The following is a 17,638-nucleotide window of genomic DNA, read 5'->3' as shown; positions in this document are numbered from 1 at the left end:
TTACCGCCCTGGCCACTCTGTAGTTCGCGCAACGGGGGCCAAGCGTTCAATCGATCCCGAGGATCATGATTGTTATCGGCCTTGTTCCGTCGCAGGACTCGCCTGTTTCGACAGTGCTACTGCTCACCACAACCACGAGAAAACCTCTTACTGATTACCCGCCCGCCGTCAGGCGGGCTGCTGGCTCTGCCAGTTACCGCTGAACCGTCGCTGGTGACACCAGACCGCCCAGCAGATCCGCACCAGCTTGTTCGCCAAGGCCACCGCCGCCTGACCTCTAACGCTGGCAAGCGCTAAAGCTGGGGGATTGCCGGTGAAATCGAGTATTTTTCCAAAATCGGGAAGTCATCCTCAGCGTTTCTTTAGACCCATATAGTGCATTTGAACGCGCCACATAGGCCTATTTCATTACTCTGCGCATAAATTAAATGCAATATATCTGCATTAATTCGTGTTAGACTTCCCATTGGGAATCCCCATGAATACAGGAAAAGAGAAATGAGTAAAGGCATCGTAAAGTGGTTTAACGCAGACAAAGGTTTTGGCTTTATCACTCCCGAAGATGGAAGCAAAGATCTTTTTGTACACCACTCTGAAATAAAAATGGGTGGCGGTTATGCAACGCTAAATGAAGGCCAGGCGGTTGAGTTTGAAGTAGGCCAAGGCCAAAAAGGTCCTTGCGCGAATAACGTCGTGCCGGTTTAGTGTTGATTTAACGCTATCATGTGCGGCTGATAGTCACTGACAAGTGCGTGTTGCTAAACGCATTCAACTTGACTTCAGCCGCACTCGCTACAACTGCCATACCAATTAACATTTACAGCAACGCTAATATTCAACAAGTAACAAACTGCAATAGAATCCAGCCACACCCCTCTGCATATTCAGTTATTCGCCCCTCCCCCCTTTTTACTCCAGCTATCAACAGTAAGTAACTACTGTTCCAGCCCCGTTGCCAGTGCGCCTTCATTCGACTATTTGCCCTTATTTCACGTTATCAGCAGCGAATGCCCGCGAGCATTAGGTGCTCACAGGGTCAGACTCGCCCGAGCAACGCGCTTAGTGGGTGAGCGCTTACTCATGCCTATCCGCATAGCACACCGTCGAACTCGGCTCCGCCCGGCGATCCAGTTCCTCTTCGAGAAACTCCGCCAGCACCTGTGCGTTATTCAACTGGGTATCGCGCGCGGCGTAGAGCAGGGTCAGGGTGCCGGTGTCAGCGATGTCCAGCAGCCCTTGCCAATACTCCGGGTGAGCGGCCAATTCGCGCCGGTACTGCTGGCGAAACTCAGCGAACAGTGTCGGGGCATGGTCGAACTGTTTGCGCAACTCGCTCGAAGGCGCCAGCTCTTTCAGCCAGGCATGCAACACCAAGGTTGCCTTGCTGCAACCACGCGGCCATAAACGGTCCACCAGTATCCGCTGACCATCCGTTGCACTCGGCGCTTGGTATACCCGCTTGCACTGGATCATTGCCTGCCCTTGTGATCGCCCGATGCGCTGGTTAACGTGGCGCTCTTGCTAGGAGAGCCTCGATGTCCGTTAGCCGCACCTTAGTATTTGCCCTGTTGCCGCTGTTCGCCAGTTGCCAACTGTTCACCGACCGCCCCAGCGACGTGTCCGCCAACCACACTCGCCTGCAGGGCGAACTCGATCGGCAGGCCGGGCAGCTGTTGTTTCGTCCCTGTCAGGAGCAACGCCGCTTTGTCATCGGTAATGATGGTGGCACCGACATCATGCGCGAGTCCGCCGAGCTGTTCGCCGATAGCCCAGGCCCGTTGTTTGCCGACGTGCGTGGCCTGTTGGCCGCGACACCTCAGGCCGGGGTCGATGGCAGCCTGACCTTGAGCAAGGTGTATCGCCTGCAGCGCGAGGGAGCGGGCTGCGACGACCTCAATTTCAAGCGCACGACCTTGCATGCCAGTGGCCACGAACCCGATTGGAGTGTGGCGGTCAGCGGCAAAGGCCTGATCCTCAATCGCCCCGGCCAGCCGCCCTTGGCGCTGCCTTATCTGGAAGAGCAATTGCCAGAAGGCCGGGCCAACCTGACCAGTGAGGCCAACGGCCAACGCCTGGAGTTGTGGCTCGCACCGCAACGCTGCGTCGACAGCATGAGCGGCGCAGTGCAGCACCTGTCGGCCGAACTGCGCCTGAATGGCCAGGTGCTACGCGGCTGCGGCTACTTGGGTGGCGCGCGTAACGACTGAACACAGTTTGCCCGGCGCAGCGCCGCGCCTCTCGCCTAAGCTGAAGGCAATACCGCATACGGGAGGCGTTTTATGCTGCGCATAGCCATCAATGGGTACGGGCGAATTGGCCGGGCAGTGCTGCGCGCACTGTTCGAACGCGGGCTGGAACAACAGATTCAGCTGATCGCGATCAATGACCTGGGCGATCACCCTACCCTGGTCCACCTGACACGCTTCGACTCGACCTTTGGCCGCTTCCCCGGCCATATCGAGCTGCATGAGGCATCCATGCAGGTGAATGACCAATCAATCGAACTGCTGCGCGAACGTGAGGTGCTCAACTTGCCTTGGCAGCGCCTCGGCATCGACCTGGTGCTGGAATGTTCGGGCAAGCTGAAGAAGCGCGACCTGGCGGCGCAGCACCTGAGTGCCGGTGCATCGCGGGTGCTGCTGTCGCATCCGATGGACAGTGCCGACCTCACCGTGGTGTACGGGGTTAACCATGAGCAACTGGCCGACCAGCAGATAGTCTCCAACGCCTCCTGCACCACCAATTGCCTGGCGCCTCTGGTCAAGGTGCTGCATCAAGCGGTGGGTATTCGCCAGGGGCTGATCAATACGGTGCACTCGTATACCAACGATCAGAATCTGCTGGATAAGACCCACAGCGACCTGTATCGCGCCCGCGCCGCGGCGGTGTCGATGATCCCCACCAGCACCGGGGCGGCAAAGACCATCGGCCTGGTGTTGCCGGAGCTGGCCGGGCGCCTGGACGGCTTGTCGGTGCGGGTGCCGACGCAGAACGTCTCGCTGCTCGACCTGACCTTCAGCGCCGAGCGTCCGGCCAGTCGCGAGGCGATCAACGAGGCCCTGCGGCAAGGCGCGCAACAGCTGCCCAGCGGCGTGATGGAGTGCAACCAGCTGCCCTTGGTGTCCAGCGACTTCAACGGCTACCCGACCTCCTGCGTGGTCGACCTCAACCATACCCGCGTGCAGGGTGAGCTGGTCAAGGTGCTGGCCTGGTACGACAACGAATGGGCATTCGCCAATCGCATGCTGGATGTGTCGTTGGCCTGGCCGAAACCCCAATAGCCAATAGAGGCTCAGAGACTGCGGCCATGTGGGAGCGGACTTGGCCGCGAAGCGGAGGATTCGGCCACAAACCCAAGCAACCTGCAGTGACGGCCGACCCTGTTCGCGGTCAAGAGCGCTGCCACACTCAGGTCTCCGGCGGTCATCCGATCGCTGGCGGCACCGATGCTTGCAGCGCAATCGCGGGTATAATCGCCGCCTCGCAAAAAGCTGCCGGGTTGCCTCCGGCCCTGATATTGGACTACCCCATGCTGCGCATCACCGAACTCAAGTTGCCCCTCGACCACCCCGCAGACGCCCTGCGCCCGGCCATCCTCCAGCGCCTGGGGATCGACGACGGCGACCTGCTCGACTTCACCCTGTTCAAGCGCAGCTACGATGCGCGCAAGAAGTCGAGCGAGCTGCACTTCATCTACACCATCGACTGCACCCTGCGCGATGAAGCGGCGTTGCTGGCCCGGTTCAGCGACGACCGCCACATCAACATCGCCCCGGACATTGGCTACCAGCCGGTTGGTCAGGCGCCAGACGATTTCGGACAACGCCCAGTGGTGGTCGGCTTCGGCCCCTGCGGGATTTTCGCTGCGCTGATCCTGGCCCAGGCTGGTCTCAAGCCGATCGTGCTAGAACGCGGCACCGAAGTGCGCCAGCGCACCAAAGACACCTGGGACCTGTGGCGCAAGAATCAGCTGCACCCGGAGTCCAACGTGCAATTTGGCGAGGGCGGCGCCGGCACCTTCTCCGACGGCAAGCTGTACAGCCAGATCAAGGACCCCAAGCACCTCGGCCGCAAGGTGCTGCACGAGTTCGTCAAGGCCGGCGCACCGGAGGAGATTCTCTACGTCAACAAGCCGCACATCGGCACCTTCCGCCTGACCGGCGTGGTCGCCACCATGCGCGAGGAAATCAAGGCGCTGGGCGGCGAAGTGCGCTTCCAGCAGCGGGTCAGCGACGTGCTGATCGAGGAGGGTCAGTTGCACGGGGTGGAGCTGGAAGGCGGCGAGCAGATTCGTAGTCGTCACGTGATCCTCGCTCTGGGCCACAGCTCGCGTGACACCTTCCGCATGCTCCACGCCCGCGGCGTGTACATGGAAGCCAAGCCGTTCTCGGTAGGCTTTCGCATCGAACACCCACAATCGCTGATCGACCGCGCACGCCTGGGCAAATACGCCGGCCACCCGAAACTCGGCGCCGCCGATTACAAACTGGTGCATCACGCCAAGAATGGCCGCTCGGTCTACAGCTTCTGCATGTGCCCGGGCGGCACCGTGGTCGCCGCCACCTCCGAACCGCACCGGGTGGTGACCAACGGCATGAGCCAGTACTCGCGCAACGAGCGTAACGCCAACGCCGGCATCGTCGTCGGCATCACCCCGGAGCAGGATTATCCGGGCGGCCCGCTGGCCGGCGTCGAGCTGCAGGAGCGCCTGGAGTCCCACGCCTACATCCTCGGCGGCAGCACCTACGAAGCGCCGGGTCAGCTGGTCGGCGACTTCATCGCCGGCAAGCCCTCGACCGCCCTGGGCAGCGTCGAGCCGTCCTACAAACCGGGGGTCAAACTCGGTGACCTGGCGTCGTCGCTACCGGACTTCGCCATCGAGGCGATCCGCGAAGCGCTACCGGCCTTCGACAAGCAGATCAAGGGCTTCGCCCTGCCCGACGCGGTGCTCACCGGCATCGAGACGCGCACCTCCTCGCCGCTGCGCATCACCCGCGGCGCCGACCTGCAGAGCCTCAACGTCAAGGGCCTGTTCCCGGCCGGCGAAGGCGCCGGTTATGCCGGCGGCATCCTCTCCGCAGGAGTCGACGGCATTCGCGTGGCCGAAGCGCTGGCGCGGGATCTGCTGGGGATCGCAGAAGGCTGATGCCATTGCAGGGTTACGGTGAGCGGACTGGGTATAGCGCGTAGGCTGAATAGCGGGCTATATGGGACTCAGCCGCCGCTTAACCCAGCACAAGGTCATCAATGGCGCTGTACATGCTGGGTTTCGCTGCGCTCTACGCCAGCCTACGGGTGAATACGCAGACAGCAGAGAGTGGTACGGCCCGAGCCATTGGGACGACGGGTAGGGTCGGCGAAGGTGTCGAGTTCGACGAAGCCGGCCTTGCGCATCATCCCGGCTGAGGCGGCGTTTTCCTCGTGGCGGTCGATGTAGATGTCCTGCACGCCCTGTTCGACGAGACAGTTAACCGCCTCGCCCAGTAGACGCGAACCCAGGCCCTGCCCGGCCATATCACGATGAATGACCGCCTCGCAGATATAGGCATGCACCTGTTCTCGCCGCTGCGGCGGTTGGTAACGGGCAAACTGCCGCGACAGCTCGAAGCTGACAAAGCCCAGCAATTTACCGTCGCGCTCGGCCAATACCGCCTGCACCGAATCCTCGGCGATGGCCTGCAGGTGTGCGGTCACCTCAGCGCGAGGCAGGTGGTTCCAGGGGGTGACGCCGTGGGCGAAGATCAGTTCAGTCATACCGGCGATATCCTGTGCAACGGCCCTGCGTAGCTCAAGCTCGTTCATTTAATCCTCCGGCGTTGGCGGACTCGTAGCCCGGATGAAATACGGGGATGTCTATCGGCAGGCAAGCCTCATTCCCGGATTGCATCCGGGCTGCCGCTAGAGCCCAGCGCTGGGCAACTCATCCGGCAAGGCCACGCCCTGCTCGGCGCAGGCCGCCACGGCATCGATCAACGGCGCCAGGTCGAAGCCCTGAGCATGCAGCCAGGCATTGTTGTAATAGGTGGTGGCGTAACGCTCGCCGCCATCGCAGAGAATCGCCACCACCGAACCACGCTCCCCGGCCGCCAGCATGCGCTGGCCCACCAGTAAGGCACCGATCAGGTTGGTGCCGCTGGAACCACCGACGCGCCGGCCGAGTCGCCGCGCCAGGTAGTGCATGGCCGCCAGCGACAGGGCGTCCGGCACCTTGCACATGGCGTCGATCACCGAGAGCAGGAAGGAGGCCTCGACCCGCGGCCGGCCGATGCCCTCGATGCGCGAGCCGCAGTCCAGGGTCAGGCTGGCATCGCCGCTGCGGTAATAGTCGAAGAACACCGAACGTTCGGCATCGGCACAGAGCACCCGGGTGTGGTGCTGGCGGTAGCGCACGTAACGCCCCAGGGTGGCCAGTGTGCCGCCGGTGCCGGGGCTGGAGACCAGCCAGGCGGGCTCGGGATGATGCTCGCGCTGCAGTTGCTGGAAGATCGACTCGGCGATGTTGTTGTTGGCGCGCCAGTCGGTGGCGCGCTCGGCATAGGTAAACTGATCCATGAAGTGGCCGCCCGTCTCGCGGGCCAGGCGTTCGGACTCGGCATAGATCTGCGTCGGATCGCTGACCAGGTGGCTCTGACCGCCATAGAAGGCGATCTGCGCGATCTTCTCCTGCGAAGTGCTGGCCGGCATCACCGCGATAAACGGCAGGCCCAGCAAACGGGCGAAATAGGCTTCGGAGATGGCCGTGGAACCGCTGGAGGCCTCGATCACCGGCGCACCTGGCCTGAGCCAACCGTTGCACAGGGCATAGAGGAATAGCGAACGCGCCAAGCGGTGCTTGAGACTGCCGGTGGGGTGACTGGATTCGTCCTTGAAGTACAGCTCTATACCGGGCAGGCCAGGCAGCTCCAGGGGAATCAAATGGGTGTCGGCACTGCGCTGAAAATCCGCATCGATGATGCGGATCGCCTCGCGGGCCCAGTTTCTCGAATCGCTCATCAACGGTTCCTCTTCAATCCAGCACGCCGACCGGTACCGGCGTTGCGCCGCGCCACTGGCTCAGGGCGACGCCGCCGAACAGCACGGCGGCAGCCAGCATCTGCAGGTTATTCAGGGTCTCGCCGAGCAGCGGCACGGCGAAGGCCAGGGTGAACAGCGGAATCAGGTTGGTATAACCCGAGGCTTCGCTGGCCGGCAAACGACTGATGCCGAAGTTGTACAGGCCATAGGCGCCGACGGTGACCACCACGCCCAGATAGAGCAAGGTGGCCACGCCCAGCGCACTGATGGTCTGGGGCAAGGGCGCTTCCAGTGCGGCCAGCGGCAGGAAGAACAGCGTACCGATAAAGGCCTGCATCGCGGTGAGGATGAACGCCGAATAACGCGCGGACAGGCGCTTGACCAACAGGGTGTAACCGGTGGCGCAGAGCATGGCGAGCAGCTCGTAGAAATTGCCCAGCATGGGGTTGCTGGCATGCTCGTCGGCGCTGCCGGCCAGACTCAAACCGACCGCCCCGCACATCGCCAGGAGAAAACCGGCCAGGGTGGTGCGACTGATGCGCTCGCGCAGGAAAACAAAGGCGGCTATCGCCACCAGCAGCGGCAGTAACGCGGTGATCATGCCGGCCTGGGAGGCGCTGGTGTTCTGCAGCGCCAGCGCCTCGAAGATGAAGTACAGGCAGGGCTCGCAGGCGGCCAGACCGAGCAGGTATTTCCAGTCGCCGCGGTCATACTGCATCCGTCCACGCCAACGCCAGGCGAGCAGGAACACCAGACTGCCCAGGGCCATACGCGCAAAGATCACCCACAAAGGGGGCAACTCGGTGAACGCCAGTTTCAGGGCGATAAAAGCACTGCCCCACAGCGCCGTCGCCACGATCAGGCAGATCACTGCCACACCTCTGCCCTGCTCGCTCATATCAGTCCCACGCAAAGACTCAAGTGTAGAGAGGCTGTTGCGTTGATGACAGGTACAGTCAGGCGCCTGAACTGTGTGCGCTGAAGGGTGGCGGACCGGCAGGGACGACGCGCAGCAGGCTTATGCCGCGCCCCCCCCACCTCAATCACCCAGCCCAGGCTTACGTCGTGTAGCTGTAGGCTGGCGTAGAGCGCAGCGAAACCCGGCGCGCATGCCGCAATTGCCCTGGCACCTTACTGTTCCCAGGGCCTACCGTGGGTCTTGTCGCTCAGGCGCACTTTCTGCTGCAGGGCGGCCTTGGCCAGCATGTGTGCGCTGACCGGCGCGGTGATGAACAGAAACAGGGTGATCAGCAGCTCATGCAGGCTGAGGCCATCGCCACGGCTGCTGAAGTAGATCAATGAAGCGATGACCATGCCGCCGACGCCCAGGGTGGTCGACTTGGTCGGGGCGTGCAGGCGCATGAAGAAATCCGGCAGTCGGTATAAACCAATCGCGCCAACCAGGGCAAACAGACTGCCCGCCAGGAGAAACAGGGCGACCAGTGCTTCGATCCAGCTATTCATTGCGGCTCCTTATTCGATGATGTCGCCACGCAGCAGGTATTTGGCCACGGCTACCGTGCCGACAAAGCCCATTACGGCGATCAACAGCGCCGCCTCAAAATACAATCCGGTGTCCAGCCACACGCCGAACAGCACCAGCAAGGCGATGGCGTTGATGTACAGGGTATCCAGGGCAAGAATGCGGTCCGGCAGGTCCGGCCCCTTGATCATCCGCGCCAAGGTCAGCACCAGGGCCAGGCCCATCATCGCCAGGCACAGCGGAATCACGTAGTCGAGCATGTGAACACCTCCAGCAACGGCGCTTCGTAGCGGGTCTTGATCTCACGTATCAGGCGGGCCTCATCGGCCACGTCCAGGGCGTGCACCAGCAAGGTCTTGCGGTCGTCGCTCATATCGGCGGTCACAGTGCCCGGGGTCAGGGAGATGATGCTGGCGAGCATGGTCAGGGCCAGCTCGTCTTCCAGTTCAATGGGAATCTCGACAAACGCCGGGCGCATCTCGGCCTTCGGATTGAGGATCAACTTCGCCACTTCGAGATTGGCGACCACTATGTCGCCGAGCACGCGCAGGAAGAACAGGCAGAGCTTGAAGGGCTTGTCTACCCGCGGTGGATTGATCCAGAACACCTCGGTGACCAATGGAATACACCAGCCGAGCAACGCGCCGAGCAGACACTGGCCGAGGCTGAAATCATTCGCCAGCAGCAGCCAGACCGCCAGCAGGCAGAGGCTGAGCAACGGCTGAGGGAACCAGCGACGCGCCTTCATGACGCACCTCCCGGCAACACCAGTTGTCGATAGAGTTGCAGATCGTGCAACTGAATGACCGTCGCATCGACATAGGCCAGCAGCGGCGCGGCCAGGCCAACCAGCAACGGGCTGAGCAGCAGTAAGCTGGCGCAGGCTATCAAACGCCCGTAGTCCAGTTCGGCACTGTCCAGCTGGCTCTGCCCCACTCGCCAGAACAGGGTACTGCCGGCGCGGCTGAGGCCGATCATGGTGGCCAAGCCGCCCACCAACACCACCGGCCACAGGAACAGGGCCTGCAAGCCCGGCTCGACTGCCCGCAGCAGCAACAGCTTGCCGACGAAGCCGGACAGCGGCGGCAAACCGGCCACGGCTATCGCCCCGATAAAGAACAGGCCACCGAGCAGATGGGGATTCTGTAACTCCGGCCCTTGCACCAGGTCGGTGGTTTTCACCCCGCGCTGGCGGGCGATCAGGTCGGCCAGGAGGAACAGGCCGCCGGCGATCCAACTGCTGTGAATCAGGTAGAACAAGGCGGCAGACAAGGCCTCCGCCGTACCCTGGGCCAGCCCCGCGAGAACAGTGCCCACCGAGACCACCACCAGATAAGCCAACAAGCCGTGCAAACTGGTCGCCGCCAATGCGCCAATCACTCCGCCGACCATGGTCAGCAGCGCCAGCGGCCACAGCCAGGCCTCGGCCATGTTCGCCAGGCTGCCGGCGTCGTCACCGAAAATCAGCGTGTACACCCGCAGGATCGAATACAGGCCAACCTTGGTCATGATGGCGAAGAGTGCCGCCACCGGCGCCGACGCCGACGCATAGGCCTTGGGCAGCCAGAAGTACAGCGGCAGAAACGCCGCCTTCAGACCGAACACCACCAGCAAGAGCAAACCGGCAGCCCCCAGCAACGGCGCCTGCTCTGCACCGGCCGCCGCTACCCGAATGGACAGATCGGCCATATTCAGGGTGCCGGTAATGCCATACAGCACACCCACGGCGATCAGGAAGAAGGCCGAGCCCACCAGATTGAGAATCACATAATGCAGGCCGGCGCGAACCCGCTCCGGTCCGCCGCCATGCAACAGCAGCGAATAGGAGGCGATCAGCAGGATCTCGAAGAACACGAACAGGTTGAACAGGTCACCGGTGAGGAAGGCGCCGTTGATCCCCATCAACTGGAACTGGAACAACGCATGGAAGTTGCGCCCGCGCTCGTCATCCCCGCGCACCGCGTAGAGCAAGGCGAAAAACGCCAAGACCGCGGTAACCACCAACAACATCGCACTCAGACGGTCGAGGAGCAGGATGATGCCGAACGGCGGTTGCCAATTACCCATCGCATAGGTCTGCAGCGCGCCCTGATCGGCCTGCCACATCAGCCACATGCTCAATGGCACTAACAGGCTGGTCGCGGTCAGCGACAGCACGCGCTTGACCGGCAGGCTCAGGCGCGCGCCGAACAACAGCAGGCAACCGACCAACATCGGTAACAGCACTGGCACAGCCAAGCCATGATTCATCGCTTGGGCTCCTGGCCATCGACATGGTCGGTCTGCATTTCACCGACGCTGCGTAGCGCCAACACCACCACGAAAGCGGTCATGGCAAAGCCGATCACAATCGCGGTGAGCACCAGTGCCTGCGGCAACGGATCACCGTATACAGCGTCCGCCGCGATCACCGAAGACACCCCGGTATGCAGGCGGCCCATGGCGAATAGAAACAGGTTTACTGCGTAGGAAATCAGCGTCAGGCCCATCACCACCGGGAAGGTGCGTGCCCGCAGCAACAGGTACACGCCGCTGGCGGTGAGAATGCCGAGCGCGCCGGCAAATAGTGCTTCCATCTCAAAGAACCTCTTGTCCGGCTTTTTCCTGGGTCAACTTACCCAGGTTGGCGAGAATCAGCAGGGTCGCGCCGACTACGGTGAGGTAGACGCCCAGGTCGAACAGCATGGCGCTGGCCAGTTCGATCTCGCCCACCAGTGGAATAGCGAAATGACCAAAACTCGAGGTCAGGAATGGTTTGCCGAACAGCCAGCTACCCAAGCCGGTCAGCCCGGCGATCATGACGCCGGCGCCGCACATACGGTGATAGTTCAGCGGCAAGCGCGACTGGGTCCACTGCACACCACTGGCGACGTACTGCAGAATCAGCGCCACCGCGGTGATCAGGCCGGCGATAAAACCGCCGCCTGGCTGGTTGTGCCCGCGCAGGAAGATGAATACCGAGATCAGCAGGGCCATCGGCAACAACACCCGCGACAGAGTCGCGAGGATCAGCGGATGACGGTCGCGCGCCCAGCTGCGCCCTTGCGCATCGGCGCGCGGCTGGATCAGCCGCAGACCGTCGAGCATCGCGTAAATACCGACACCGGCAATCGCCAGGACGCTGATTTCGCCCAGGGTATCGAAACCACGGAAGTCGACCAGAATCACGTTGACCACATTGTGGCCGCCACCGCCGGACAGGCTGTTCGCCAGGAAGAAACTGGAGATGCTGTCATAGGGCCGGGTCAGCACGGCGAACACCAGCATCGCTACCATCACCCCACTGCCGATGGCCAGGATGAAGTCGCGCAGACCGCGAATACTGCTCGACTCGCCGTGGGTCTGCGCCGGTAGGAAGTACAGCGCCAGCATCAGCAGGATGATGGTCACCACTTCCACCGACAGCTGGGTCAGCGCCAGATCCGGCGCGGAGTAGCCGGCAAACACCAGGGCCACCATCAAGCCAACCACGCTGAGCATCAGCAGCGAGACCAGACGCTGGCGATGGAACACCACAGTGACCAGCGCCGCCAAGGCCAGAATCCCCAGGCCCAGGGCACCGATGCCATTGATCGGGGTCATCGCCACCGACCCTGTGACCTGCGGCAAGGGGCCCAGCCCGAGGGTCACCACTACCAGCGCAGCGCCCAGCAGCAACGACAGATAACGTTGCAAGGAGCCGTTTTCTAGGCGCTGGGTGATAGCGGTGCAGCTCTGTACCAACAACACCACGCCACGCTCGAACAACAGCTTGGCGTCCATACTCGGCAAGCCGGCATACCAACGGAACAAGGGTTGGCGGAACGAGTAGATCAGCACGCCGCCGAACAGCGCGATAAAGCTCATGAACAACGGCAAGTTGAAGCCGTGCCAGATGGCCAGGCTATAGACCGGCAGTTCACCGCCCAGGCTGGCCGATGCAGCCGCCGCCAGCAGCGGCGCGACGGTGTAGGCCGGCACGATGCCGACCAGCAGGCAGAGGAACACCAGCACCTCCACCGGCACCTTCATATAGCGCGGCGGTTCATGCGGAGGGTACTTCGGCAGGTTGATCGGCTCGCCATTGAAGAACACGTCGTGAATGAAGCGCAGCGAATAAGCCACCGAAAACACCCCACCCAGGGTCGCACCGGCCGGGATCACCCAGTTGAAGCTGCCGAGCATGTGCAGATTGAGCGTTTCGCTAAAGAACATCTCCTTGCTCAGGAAGCCGTTGAGCAAGGGCACCCCGGCCATCGCCGAGGCTGCCACCATGGCCAGCATCGCCGTGTGCGGCATGTACTTCCACATACCGTTGATGCGCCGCATATCGCGGCTTCCCGTCTCGTGATCGATGATCCCCGCGGCCATGAACAGCGAGGCCTTGAAGGTGGCATGGTTGATGATATGGAACACCGCGGCCACCGCACCCAGGCGCGTATCCACACCGAACAACAGGGTTATCAGACCCAGATGGCTGATGGTCGAGTAGGCCAGCAAGCCTTTCAAATCGTGCTGAAACAGGGCCATGCACGCGCCCACCAGTAAGGTCACCAGGCCGGTGATACTGACCAGGTAGAACCACCACTCGGAACCGGCCAGGGCCGGGTACAAGCGCGCCAACAGGAAGACCCCGGCCTTGACCATGGTCGCCGAATGCAAATAGGCCGAGACCGGGGTCGGTGCCGACATCGCATGGGGTAACCAGAAATGGAAGGGAAACTGCGCCGATTTGGTGAACACGCCAAGCAGCACCAGCACTAACGCCAGCGGGTAGAGCTCATGAGCACGAATGGCATAGCCGGAGGCGAGCACCCGAGACAATTCGAAGCTGCCGGCGATGTGACCGATCAGCAAAATCCCCGCGAGCAAGGCCAGACCGCCGCCACCGGTGACCGCCAGGGCCATGCGCGCGCCCTTGCGGGCATCCGAGCGGGCGCTCCAGTAGCCGATGAGGAGAAACGACGACAGGCTGGTCAGCTCCCAGAACATCAACATCAGCAGCAGGTTTTCCGACAGCACCACGCCGAGCATGGCACCCATGAACAGTAGCAAGAACGCGAAGAAACGCCCCATCGGCTCCTGTTTCGCCAGGTAGTAACGGGCATAGAGGATGACCAGCAAACCGATGCCGAGGATCAACAAGGCAAACAGGAAACCCAGGCCGTCCAGGCGCAAACTCAGGTTCAGTCCCAGCGCCGGCAGCCATGCCAGCTTGACCCGCACCACCTCGCCGGCGAACACCGCCGACTGTTGCGAAAGCAATATCACCAGTGCCGCGAGTGGGGCTATCCCCGCCGCCACGGAGCAGGCCGAGCGCCCCACGCGCTCGGCTAATAGAGGAAATATCACCCCCAAAAATGGCAAGGCGATAATCAGCGCAAGCGCCATACACTAAACCCCTTCTGCAAGCCCGCCCGGAGTGGCGTGACGGCCTGTTAGCGTCCTAACGGGTGCATCGGTCCTGTGGCGACGGTCAACCGTCTCACCTGGCCGGCGCACCTTAACAGTGCTGCCCTTACCTGCTGCATAGCCTAAGCATTTGTTGGCGCAGGATAATTTGTCGATTATCCATAACTATCGACACAACGTCATGAATAGAAGTATTACGAAAAACGCTGAGCCTACGATTATCTGACTCTAGCTGCAGACTGGCCGAGCGACCGTAGGCTGTGCCGCACCAAATGGCGCACACAAAAAAGCCGAATCAGCGCGTGCTGATCCGGCTCGAGTCTGGCTTACAGGGATACGCGGCTAGTGCCGTTGACGCTCATGATGCGCACGCGCTGACCAACCCGGAAGATCTGGTTCTCTTCGACTTGCTGGACATAGGCGCGCATGGTGCCGTCGTCTTCCCGCACGGTGATTTCCACGCCTTGCGTGCGGGTGATGCCCTCTTCGGCCGCCGCACCGAGCAAACCGCCCGCCACCGCACCGACCACAGCCGCCACGGCACTGCCGCGACCACCGCCGACACCGCTGCCGGCCACACCGCCGACTACCGCACCGGCACCCGCACCGATTGGGGTCTTGGTGCCTTCGATTTTCACCGGACGCAACGACTCGATGGTGCCCATGCGTACGGTTTGCACGCTCCGCGCCTCATCACGCGAGTAGCTGTCACCGGTCAGGCTGGACGCGCAACCGCCAAGAGCCAGGGCCAGTGCGGTAAAGGAGGCAACGAAAAGAGTGGGTTGACGCATAGTAATTCCTCCAGTGGATTTACTCTATTAGACAGCGCTCGAAGGGTCCATGTCACGACTATAGAGCAACAATGGCCGACCCCGGCGGATGGATTTAACGCCTGAACTGTTACGCCATAGGGCAAACCCTGGCAGGCTGGCGCACGCAATGCCCCAGCTCATCGCCGTGCACCTGCTCCATGCCGATAAACTCAAGCGCCAAACCGACTACTGCGCGCTGCCGAGCCGAAACCCGCGAGGCGGCAGGTTCAACCACGACAGCGCCGAGCTAATCGGTGCCGAGCAGCGCACCGAGCAATCCAGCCAGTTCAACACTGATCTCTGTTGCGGAATGAGAGTGCACCCGCCGTGGCGGTTACTCCACCGCCCCACATGACTCAGGGCGCCAGGCGTTCACGTAGCCAGACGCTGTCTTGCAGGCGGTAATTGAGGCGATCATGCAGACGACTGGCGCGCCCCTGCCAGAACTCAATACGCTCAGGAAGCAGGCGATAGCCACCCCAATGTGGCGGGCATTGCGGTGCCTGATCGAGAAAGCGTTGCTCAGCCTTCGCCAGCATGGCCTCGAGCTCGGCGCGCCCGGAGATGACCCGGCTCTGCGGCGAGGCCCAGGCACCCAGACGACTGCCCAACGGCCGCACCTGGAAATAGGCGTCGGATTCGGCCGGGCTAACCCGCTCGACCCGTCCCTCGATGCGCACCTGGCGCTCGAGGGTCGGCCAGAAGAAGGTCATCGCCGCAAAGGGTTTTGCCGCCAGTTGCTGCCCTTTGGCGCTGTCGTAATTACTGAAAAAGGTAAAGCCGCGCGCATCCAGGCCTTTGAGCAGCAGCACCCGACAATGCGGGCGCCCGTCGTCGTCGACCGTCGCCAGGGTCATGGTATTGGGTTCGACCGGCAGCTGCTCGGTCTTTACCGCCTCGGCGAACCACTGCTCGAACAAACTGAAGGGCTCACTCGGTGCCTGCGCCTCGCTCAAACCATCACGGGTGTAGTCGCGGCGCATATCAGCCAGGGTTGGGGTCATGGCAAGGCTCTCAAGAACAGAATCTGCCTAGCTTACCCACCTCGGCCTCACTTGGCTTGATCGACGTCAGCTGCCCGCTTGGCCAGCACTTCGCCGCTCGGGAGCGCGGGCTGGCTGTACTTGGCGAGCAGGGCTTGCAGGGTGTCCTGCGAGGTCAGGATAATTTCCACGCGGCGATTCAAGGCGCGACCGGCAGCGCTGTCGTTGGCGGCGCGCGGCATGTCCGAGCCCACACCCTTGACCAGCAGCCGATCTTGCCTCAGACCGCTCAAGCGAAAGATCGCGGTAAACGCCCGGGCCCGCTCATGGCTCAACTCACGGTTAAGCTCGGCCGCACCGCTGCTATCGGCATGGCCGAGCACTAATACGCCGATGCTCTTGTCGCTCTCCACCAATTTGGCAACACGACTGATGGGCCCGAGCGTCACCGGCAACAACATGTGCGGGCGATCGGGGTTGAATGTCCCCAGTACTGGCGCAGTAACCACCAACACATTCTCTCGACGTTCCAGCTCGAAATGGCTGCCCTTGATCGCCTCACGTACACGCGGCTCGTATTCATCCAAATTGGCCTGGATGATTTTCGGGGCGGGCATAGCGGCCGCTTCCGTCTTTTTGCTCTTTTCAGAGCCGGCGCAACCGGCAATCAGCAGACACAGGACGAGCGCGAGAGATCTGTTAGCAACCATTGGGTATCCACACACAAAACAGTCAGAAGAAACCGGCCATTGGCCAGCATTAACGGCCTGAGCAGCCACAGTTGGCAGGGAGTTTAGTCGAGCTCCCTACAAACAATCAGCCAACATGCGCGCAAGTTTTTGCGCACGGGGGTCCATTAAGACGAACGGTCCTAAATTGTTGGTAACGAAGCCAAAGGCCACATCACGTTCCGGATCGGCAAAGCCGATGGAACCGCCTGCCCCCGGATGACCAAAGGCGCGCGGGCCCATGCCGTAGGTCGCATTCGCCACAGCGGGTTGATCGAGCATGCAGCCCAGGCCAAAGCGGGTGCGGGTCAGCAGGGTCTTGTCGTCACCGACGCCATGCTCGCGAGTCAGCTCGTCGAGCAGCTCGCTTTCCAGCAAACGACCATCGAGCAGGCCAGTGTAAAAACCCGCGAGGCTGCGCGCATTGCCATGTCCATTGGCCGCGGGCTGCTGCATACGCCGCCATTCCGGCTTATTGGTACTGGTCATGATGGAGGGCGGGTTGGTGAAGGCCCGCGTACTCATGGCTGCTGGCTCTCGCATCATCACCTTGAGCAGGCGTTGCGCAGCGGCGTCGCCGAAATTGCCCTTGCCGCGGGTAATAGCGGCCACGCGCCCGAACTCTTCATCGGCCAGACCGACATGGAAATCCAAACCGAGCGGTTTAGCCGTACGCGCGACTATCGACTCGCCTGGCCCACGCCCTTCGATGCGGCGCAATACCTCGCCGACCAACCAGCCGTAGGTGATCGGCGCATAACCGTGCCCCTCGCCGAGCGGCCACCAGGGGCGCTCGGCAGCCAGGGCCGAGGTCATGGCCTGCCAGTCATACAGGGCCTCGGCCGGTAGCTGCTCGCGCAATGCCGGCAAGCCGGCCTGATGGCTGAGCAGATGGCGCAGGCTGATTTTTTCCTTACCGGCCGCGGCGAACTCCGGCCAGTAACGGGCAATCGGGGCATCCAGCTCGAGCTTGCCCTCGCCGACCAACTGCAAGGCGGTGACGGCGGTGAAGGTCTTGGTACAGGAAAACAGGTTCAGGATGGTGTCGCTGTGCCAGGCCTGCTGACCATCCTTGTCGGCCGTGCCGGCCCAGATATCCAGCACGGTCTCGCCAGCGATCTGCACACAGAGCGCCGCGCCGCGCTCTTGCGGGTCGTCGAATAACGCGGCAAAGGCGTCTTTGACGGCCTCGAAGTTAAGGTCGAAATAACCCTGAATCAGCATGAG

The 17,638-nt window shown here is 62.1% G+C and carries 18 protein-coding genes and 1 pseudogene; 4 read left to right on the top strand and 15 right to left on the bottom strand.

What is annotated here, in order from left to right; all coding sequences use genetic code 11:
- Positions 1-168: 168 nt before the first annotated feature.
- Positions 169-273 (bottom strand): annotated as a pseudogene (locus tag FBY03_RS21955) (IS110 family transposase); the annotation flags it as partial.
- A gap of 225 nt (positions 274-498) precedes the next feature.
- Between FBY03_RS21955 and FBY03_RS21950 the strand changes: the two are divergent.
- Entirely contained in the window at positions 499-705 is a 207-nt protein-coding gene (locus FBY03_RS21950) for a cold-shock protein (RefSeq protein ID WP_147174467.1), read from the top strand.
- A gap of 369 nt (positions 706-1,074) precedes the next feature.
- Here FBY03_RS21950 and FBY03_RS21945 read toward each other — a convergent pair whose 3' ends face one another.
- Positions 1,075-1,473 carry a DUF488 domain-containing protein gene (locus FBY03_RS21945; RefSeq protein WP_147174466.1) on the bottom strand — a complete coding sequence of 133 codons (399 nt, stop codon included), beginning with the start codon at positions 1,471-1,473 and terminating at the stop codon, positions 1,075-1,077.
- 62 nt (positions 1,474-1,535) lie between these two features.
- Between FBY03_RS21945 and FBY03_RS21940 the strand changes: the two genes are divergently transcribed.
- From FBY03_RS21940 to FBY03_RS21930, 3 genes are all read left to right on the top strand, one after another.
- Positions 1,536-2,207: a COG3650 family protein gene (locus FBY03_RS21940; RefSeq protein ID WP_147174465.1), complete on the top strand. Its 672-nt coding sequence runs from the start codon at positions 1,536-1,538 to the stop codon at positions 2,205-2,207.
- A gap of 72 nt (positions 2,208-2,279) precedes the next feature.
- On the top strand, positions 2,280-3,281 hold the full coding sequence (gene gap / locus FBY03_RS21935; RefSeq protein ID WP_147174464.1) for a type I glyceraldehyde-3-phosphate dehydrogenase: 1,002 nt from the start codon (positions 2,280-2,282) through the stop codon (positions 3,279-3,281).
- Positions 3,282-3,529: 248 nt separating this feature from the next.
- Positions 3,530-5,146 (top strand): NAD(P)/FAD-dependent oxidoreductase, encoded by a 1,617-nt coding sequence (locus FBY03_RS21930; RefSeq protein ID WP_147174463.1) that lies wholly within the window; start codon positions 3,530-3,532, stop codon positions 5,144-5,146.
- A 143-nt stretch (positions 5,147-5,289) separates the two neighbouring features.
- On the opposite strand, the gene FBY03_RS21925 is transcribed toward FBY03_RS21930, so the two are convergent.
- The 13 genes from FBY03_RS21925 to FBY03_RS21865 all read right to left on the bottom strand — a co-directional run bounded on the left by FBY03_RS21925 (position 5,290) and on the right by FBY03_RS21865 (position 17,635).
- The gene (locus FBY03_RS21925; RefSeq protein WP_147174462.1) at positions 5,290-5,802 is read right to left on the bottom strand and encodes a GNAT family N-acetyltransferase; all 513 of its coding nucleotides are present in this window, start codon (positions 5,800-5,802) and stop codon (positions 5,290-5,292) included.
- A 96-nt stretch (positions 5,803-5,898) separates the two neighbouring features.
- Positions 5,899-6,993 carry a PLP-dependent cysteine synthase family protein gene (locus FBY03_RS21920; protein ID WP_147174461.1) on the bottom strand — a complete coding sequence of 365 codons (1,095 nt, stop codon included), beginning with the start codon at positions 6,991-6,993 and terminating at the stop codon, positions 5,899-5,901.
- Between the two features lie 13 nt (positions 6,994-7,006).
- Complete coding sequence (locus FBY03_RS21915) at positions 7,007-7,912, bottom strand: DMT family transporter (RefSeq protein ID WP_147174460.1); 906 nt, start codon at positions 7,910-7,912, stop codon at positions 7,007-7,009.
- Positions 7,913-8,145: 233 nt separating this feature from the next.
- The gene (locus tag FBY03_RS21910) at positions 8,146-8,478 is read right to left on the bottom strand and encodes a Na+/H+ antiporter subunit G (RefSeq protein WP_147174459.1); all 333 of its coding nucleotides are present in this window, start codon (positions 8,476-8,478) and stop codon (positions 8,146-8,148) included.
- 9 nt (positions 8,479-8,487) lie between these two features.
- On the bottom strand, positions 8,488-8,757 hold the full coding sequence (locus FBY03_RS21905; RefSeq protein WP_147174458.1) for a K+/H+ antiporter subunit F: 270 nt from the start codon (positions 8,755-8,757) through the stop codon (positions 8,488-8,490).
- Positions 8,742-9,245 (bottom strand): Na+/H+ antiporter subunit E, encoded by a 504-nt coding sequence (locus tag FBY03_RS21900; protein WP_147174457.1) that lies wholly within the window; start codon positions 9,243-9,245, stop codon positions 8,742-8,744. Before FBY03_RS21900 ends, FBY03_RS21905 begins: the two co-directional genes overlap by 16 nt.
- A complete protein-coding gene (locus tag FBY03_RS21895) occupies positions 9,242-10,747 on the bottom strand; it encodes a monovalent cation/H+ antiporter subunit D (RefSeq protein ID WP_147174456.1) in 1,506 nt (501 codons plus the stop codon). The genes FBY03_RS21900 and FBY03_RS21895 overlap by 4 nt, the downstream gene beginning before the upstream one ends.
- Positions 10,744-11,073 carry a Na+/H+ antiporter subunit C gene (locus FBY03_RS21890; RefSeq protein ID WP_147174455.1) on the bottom strand — a complete coding sequence of 110 codons (330 nt, stop codon included), beginning with the start codon at positions 11,071-11,073 and terminating at the stop codon, positions 10,744-10,746. Before FBY03_RS21890 ends, FBY03_RS21895 begins: the two co-directional genes overlap by 4 nt.
- Before the next feature lies 1 nt (position 11,074).
- On the bottom strand, positions 11,075-13,867 hold the full coding sequence (locus FBY03_RS21885) for a monovalent cation/H+ antiporter subunit A (RefSeq protein ID WP_147174454.1): 2,793 nt from the start codon (positions 13,865-13,867) through the stop codon (positions 11,075-11,077).
- A gap of 347 nt (positions 13,868-14,214) precedes the next feature.
- Positions 14,215-14,679, bottom strand: coding sequence for a glycine zipper 2TM domain-containing protein (locus tag FBY03_RS21880; protein ID WP_147174453.1), 465 nt, complete (start codon positions 14,677-14,679; stop codon positions 14,215-14,217).
- Between the two features lie 377 nt (positions 14,680-15,056).
- The gene (pdxH, locus tag FBY03_RS21875; RefSeq protein ID WP_147174452.1) at positions 15,057-15,704 is read right to left on the bottom strand and encodes a pyridoxamine 5'-phosphate oxidase; all 648 of its coding nucleotides are present in this window, start codon (positions 15,702-15,704) and stop codon (positions 15,057-15,059) included.
- A 47-nt stretch (positions 15,705-15,751) separates the two neighbouring features.
- Positions 15,752-16,393 (bottom strand): OmpA family protein, encoded by a 642-nt coding sequence (locus FBY03_RS21870; RefSeq protein WP_147174451.1) that lies wholly within the window; start codon positions 16,391-16,393, stop codon positions 15,752-15,754.
- Positions 16,394-16,489: 96 nt separating this feature from the next.
- Positions 16,490-17,635: a serine hydrolase domain-containing protein gene (locus FBY03_RS21865; RefSeq protein ID WP_147174450.1), complete on the bottom strand. Its 1,146-nt coding sequence runs from the start codon at positions 17,633-17,635 to the stop codon at positions 16,490-16,492.
- Between the last annotated feature and the right edge of the window lie 3 nt (positions 17,636-17,638).

The organism is Pseudomonas sp. SJZ079 (genome assembly GCF_007993865.1).
Taxonomy (GTDB): domain Bacteria; phylum Pseudomonadota; class Gammaproteobacteria; order Pseudomonadales; family Pseudomonadaceae; genus Aquipseudomonas.
Note: the sequence above shows the minus strand (reverse complement) of the source record. Positions and strands in the feature narration are given on the sequence as shown.

Excerpts from the sequence above, each read along its gene's own strand:
- FBY03_RS21950 (WP_147174467.1), top strand. The coding sequence starts at position 499 with ATGAGTAAAGGCATCGTAAAGTGGTTTAACGCAGACAAAGGTTTTGGC.
- FBY03_RS21945 (WP_147174466.1), bottom strand. The coding sequence starts at position 1,473 with ATGATCCAGTGCAAGCGGGTATACCAAGCGCCGAGTGCAACGGATGGT.
- FBY03_RS21940 (WP_147174465.1), top strand. The coding sequence starts at position 1,536 with ATGTCCGTTAGCCGCACCTTAGTATTTGCCCTGTTGCCGCTGTTCGCC.
- gap (WP_147174464.1), top strand. The coding sequence starts at position 2,280 with ATGCTGCGCATAGCCATCAATGGGTACGGGCGAATTGGCCGGGCAGTG.
- FBY03_RS21930 (WP_147174463.1), top strand. The coding sequence starts at position 3,530 with ATGCTGCGCATCACCGAACTCAAGTTGCCCCTCGACCACCCCGCAGAC.
- FBY03_RS21925 (WP_147174462.1), bottom strand. The coding sequence starts at position 5,802 with ATGAACGAGCTTGAGCTACGCAGGGCCGTTGCACAGGATATCGCCGGT.
- FBY03_RS21920 (WP_147174461.1), bottom strand. The coding sequence starts at position 6,993 with ATGAGCGATTCGAGAAACTGGGCCCGCGAGGCGATCCGCATCATCGAT.
- FBY03_RS21915 (WP_147174460.1), bottom strand. The coding sequence starts at position 7,912 with ATGAGCGAGCAGGGCAGAGGTGTGGCAGTGATCTGCCTGATCGTGGCG.
- FBY03_RS21910 (WP_147174459.1), bottom strand. The coding sequence starts at position 8,478 with ATGAATAGCTGGATCGAAGCACTGGTCGCCCTGTTTCTCCTGGCGGGC.
- FBY03_RS21905 (WP_147174458.1), bottom strand. The coding sequence starts at position 8,757 with ATGCTCGACTACGTGATTCCGCTGTGCCTGGCGATGATGGGCCTGGCC.
- FBY03_RS21900 (WP_147174457.1), bottom strand. The coding sequence starts at position 9,245 with ATGAAGGCGCGTCGCTGGTTCCCTCAGCCGTTGCTCAGCCTCTGCCTG.
- FBY03_RS21895 (WP_147174456.1), bottom strand. The coding sequence starts at position 10,747 with ATGAATCATGGCTTGGCTGTGCCAGTGCTGTTACCGATGTTGGTCGGT.
- FBY03_RS21890 (WP_147174455.1), bottom strand. The coding sequence starts at position 11,073 with ATGGAAGCACTATTTGCCGGCGCGCTCGGCATTCTCACCGCCAGCGGC.
- FBY03_RS21885 (WP_147174454.1), bottom strand. The coding sequence starts at position 13,867 with ATGGCGCTTGCGCTGATTATCGCCTTGCCATTTTTGGGGGTGATATTT.
- FBY03_RS21880 (WP_147174453.1), bottom strand. The coding sequence starts at position 14,679 with ATGCGTCAACCCACTCTTTTCGTTGCCTCCTTTACCGCACTGGCCCTG.
- pdxH (WP_147174452.1), bottom strand. The coding sequence starts at position 15,704 with ATGACCCCAACCCTGGCTGATATGCGCCGCGACTACACCCGTGATGGT.
- FBY03_RS21870 (WP_147174451.1), bottom strand. The coding sequence starts at position 16,393 with ATGGTTGCTAACAGATCTCTCGCGCTCGTCCTGTGTCTGCTGATTGCC.
- FBY03_RS21865 (WP_147174450.1), bottom strand. The coding sequence starts at position 17,635 with ATGCTGATTCAGGGTTATTTCGACCTTAACTTCGAGGCCGTCAAAGAC.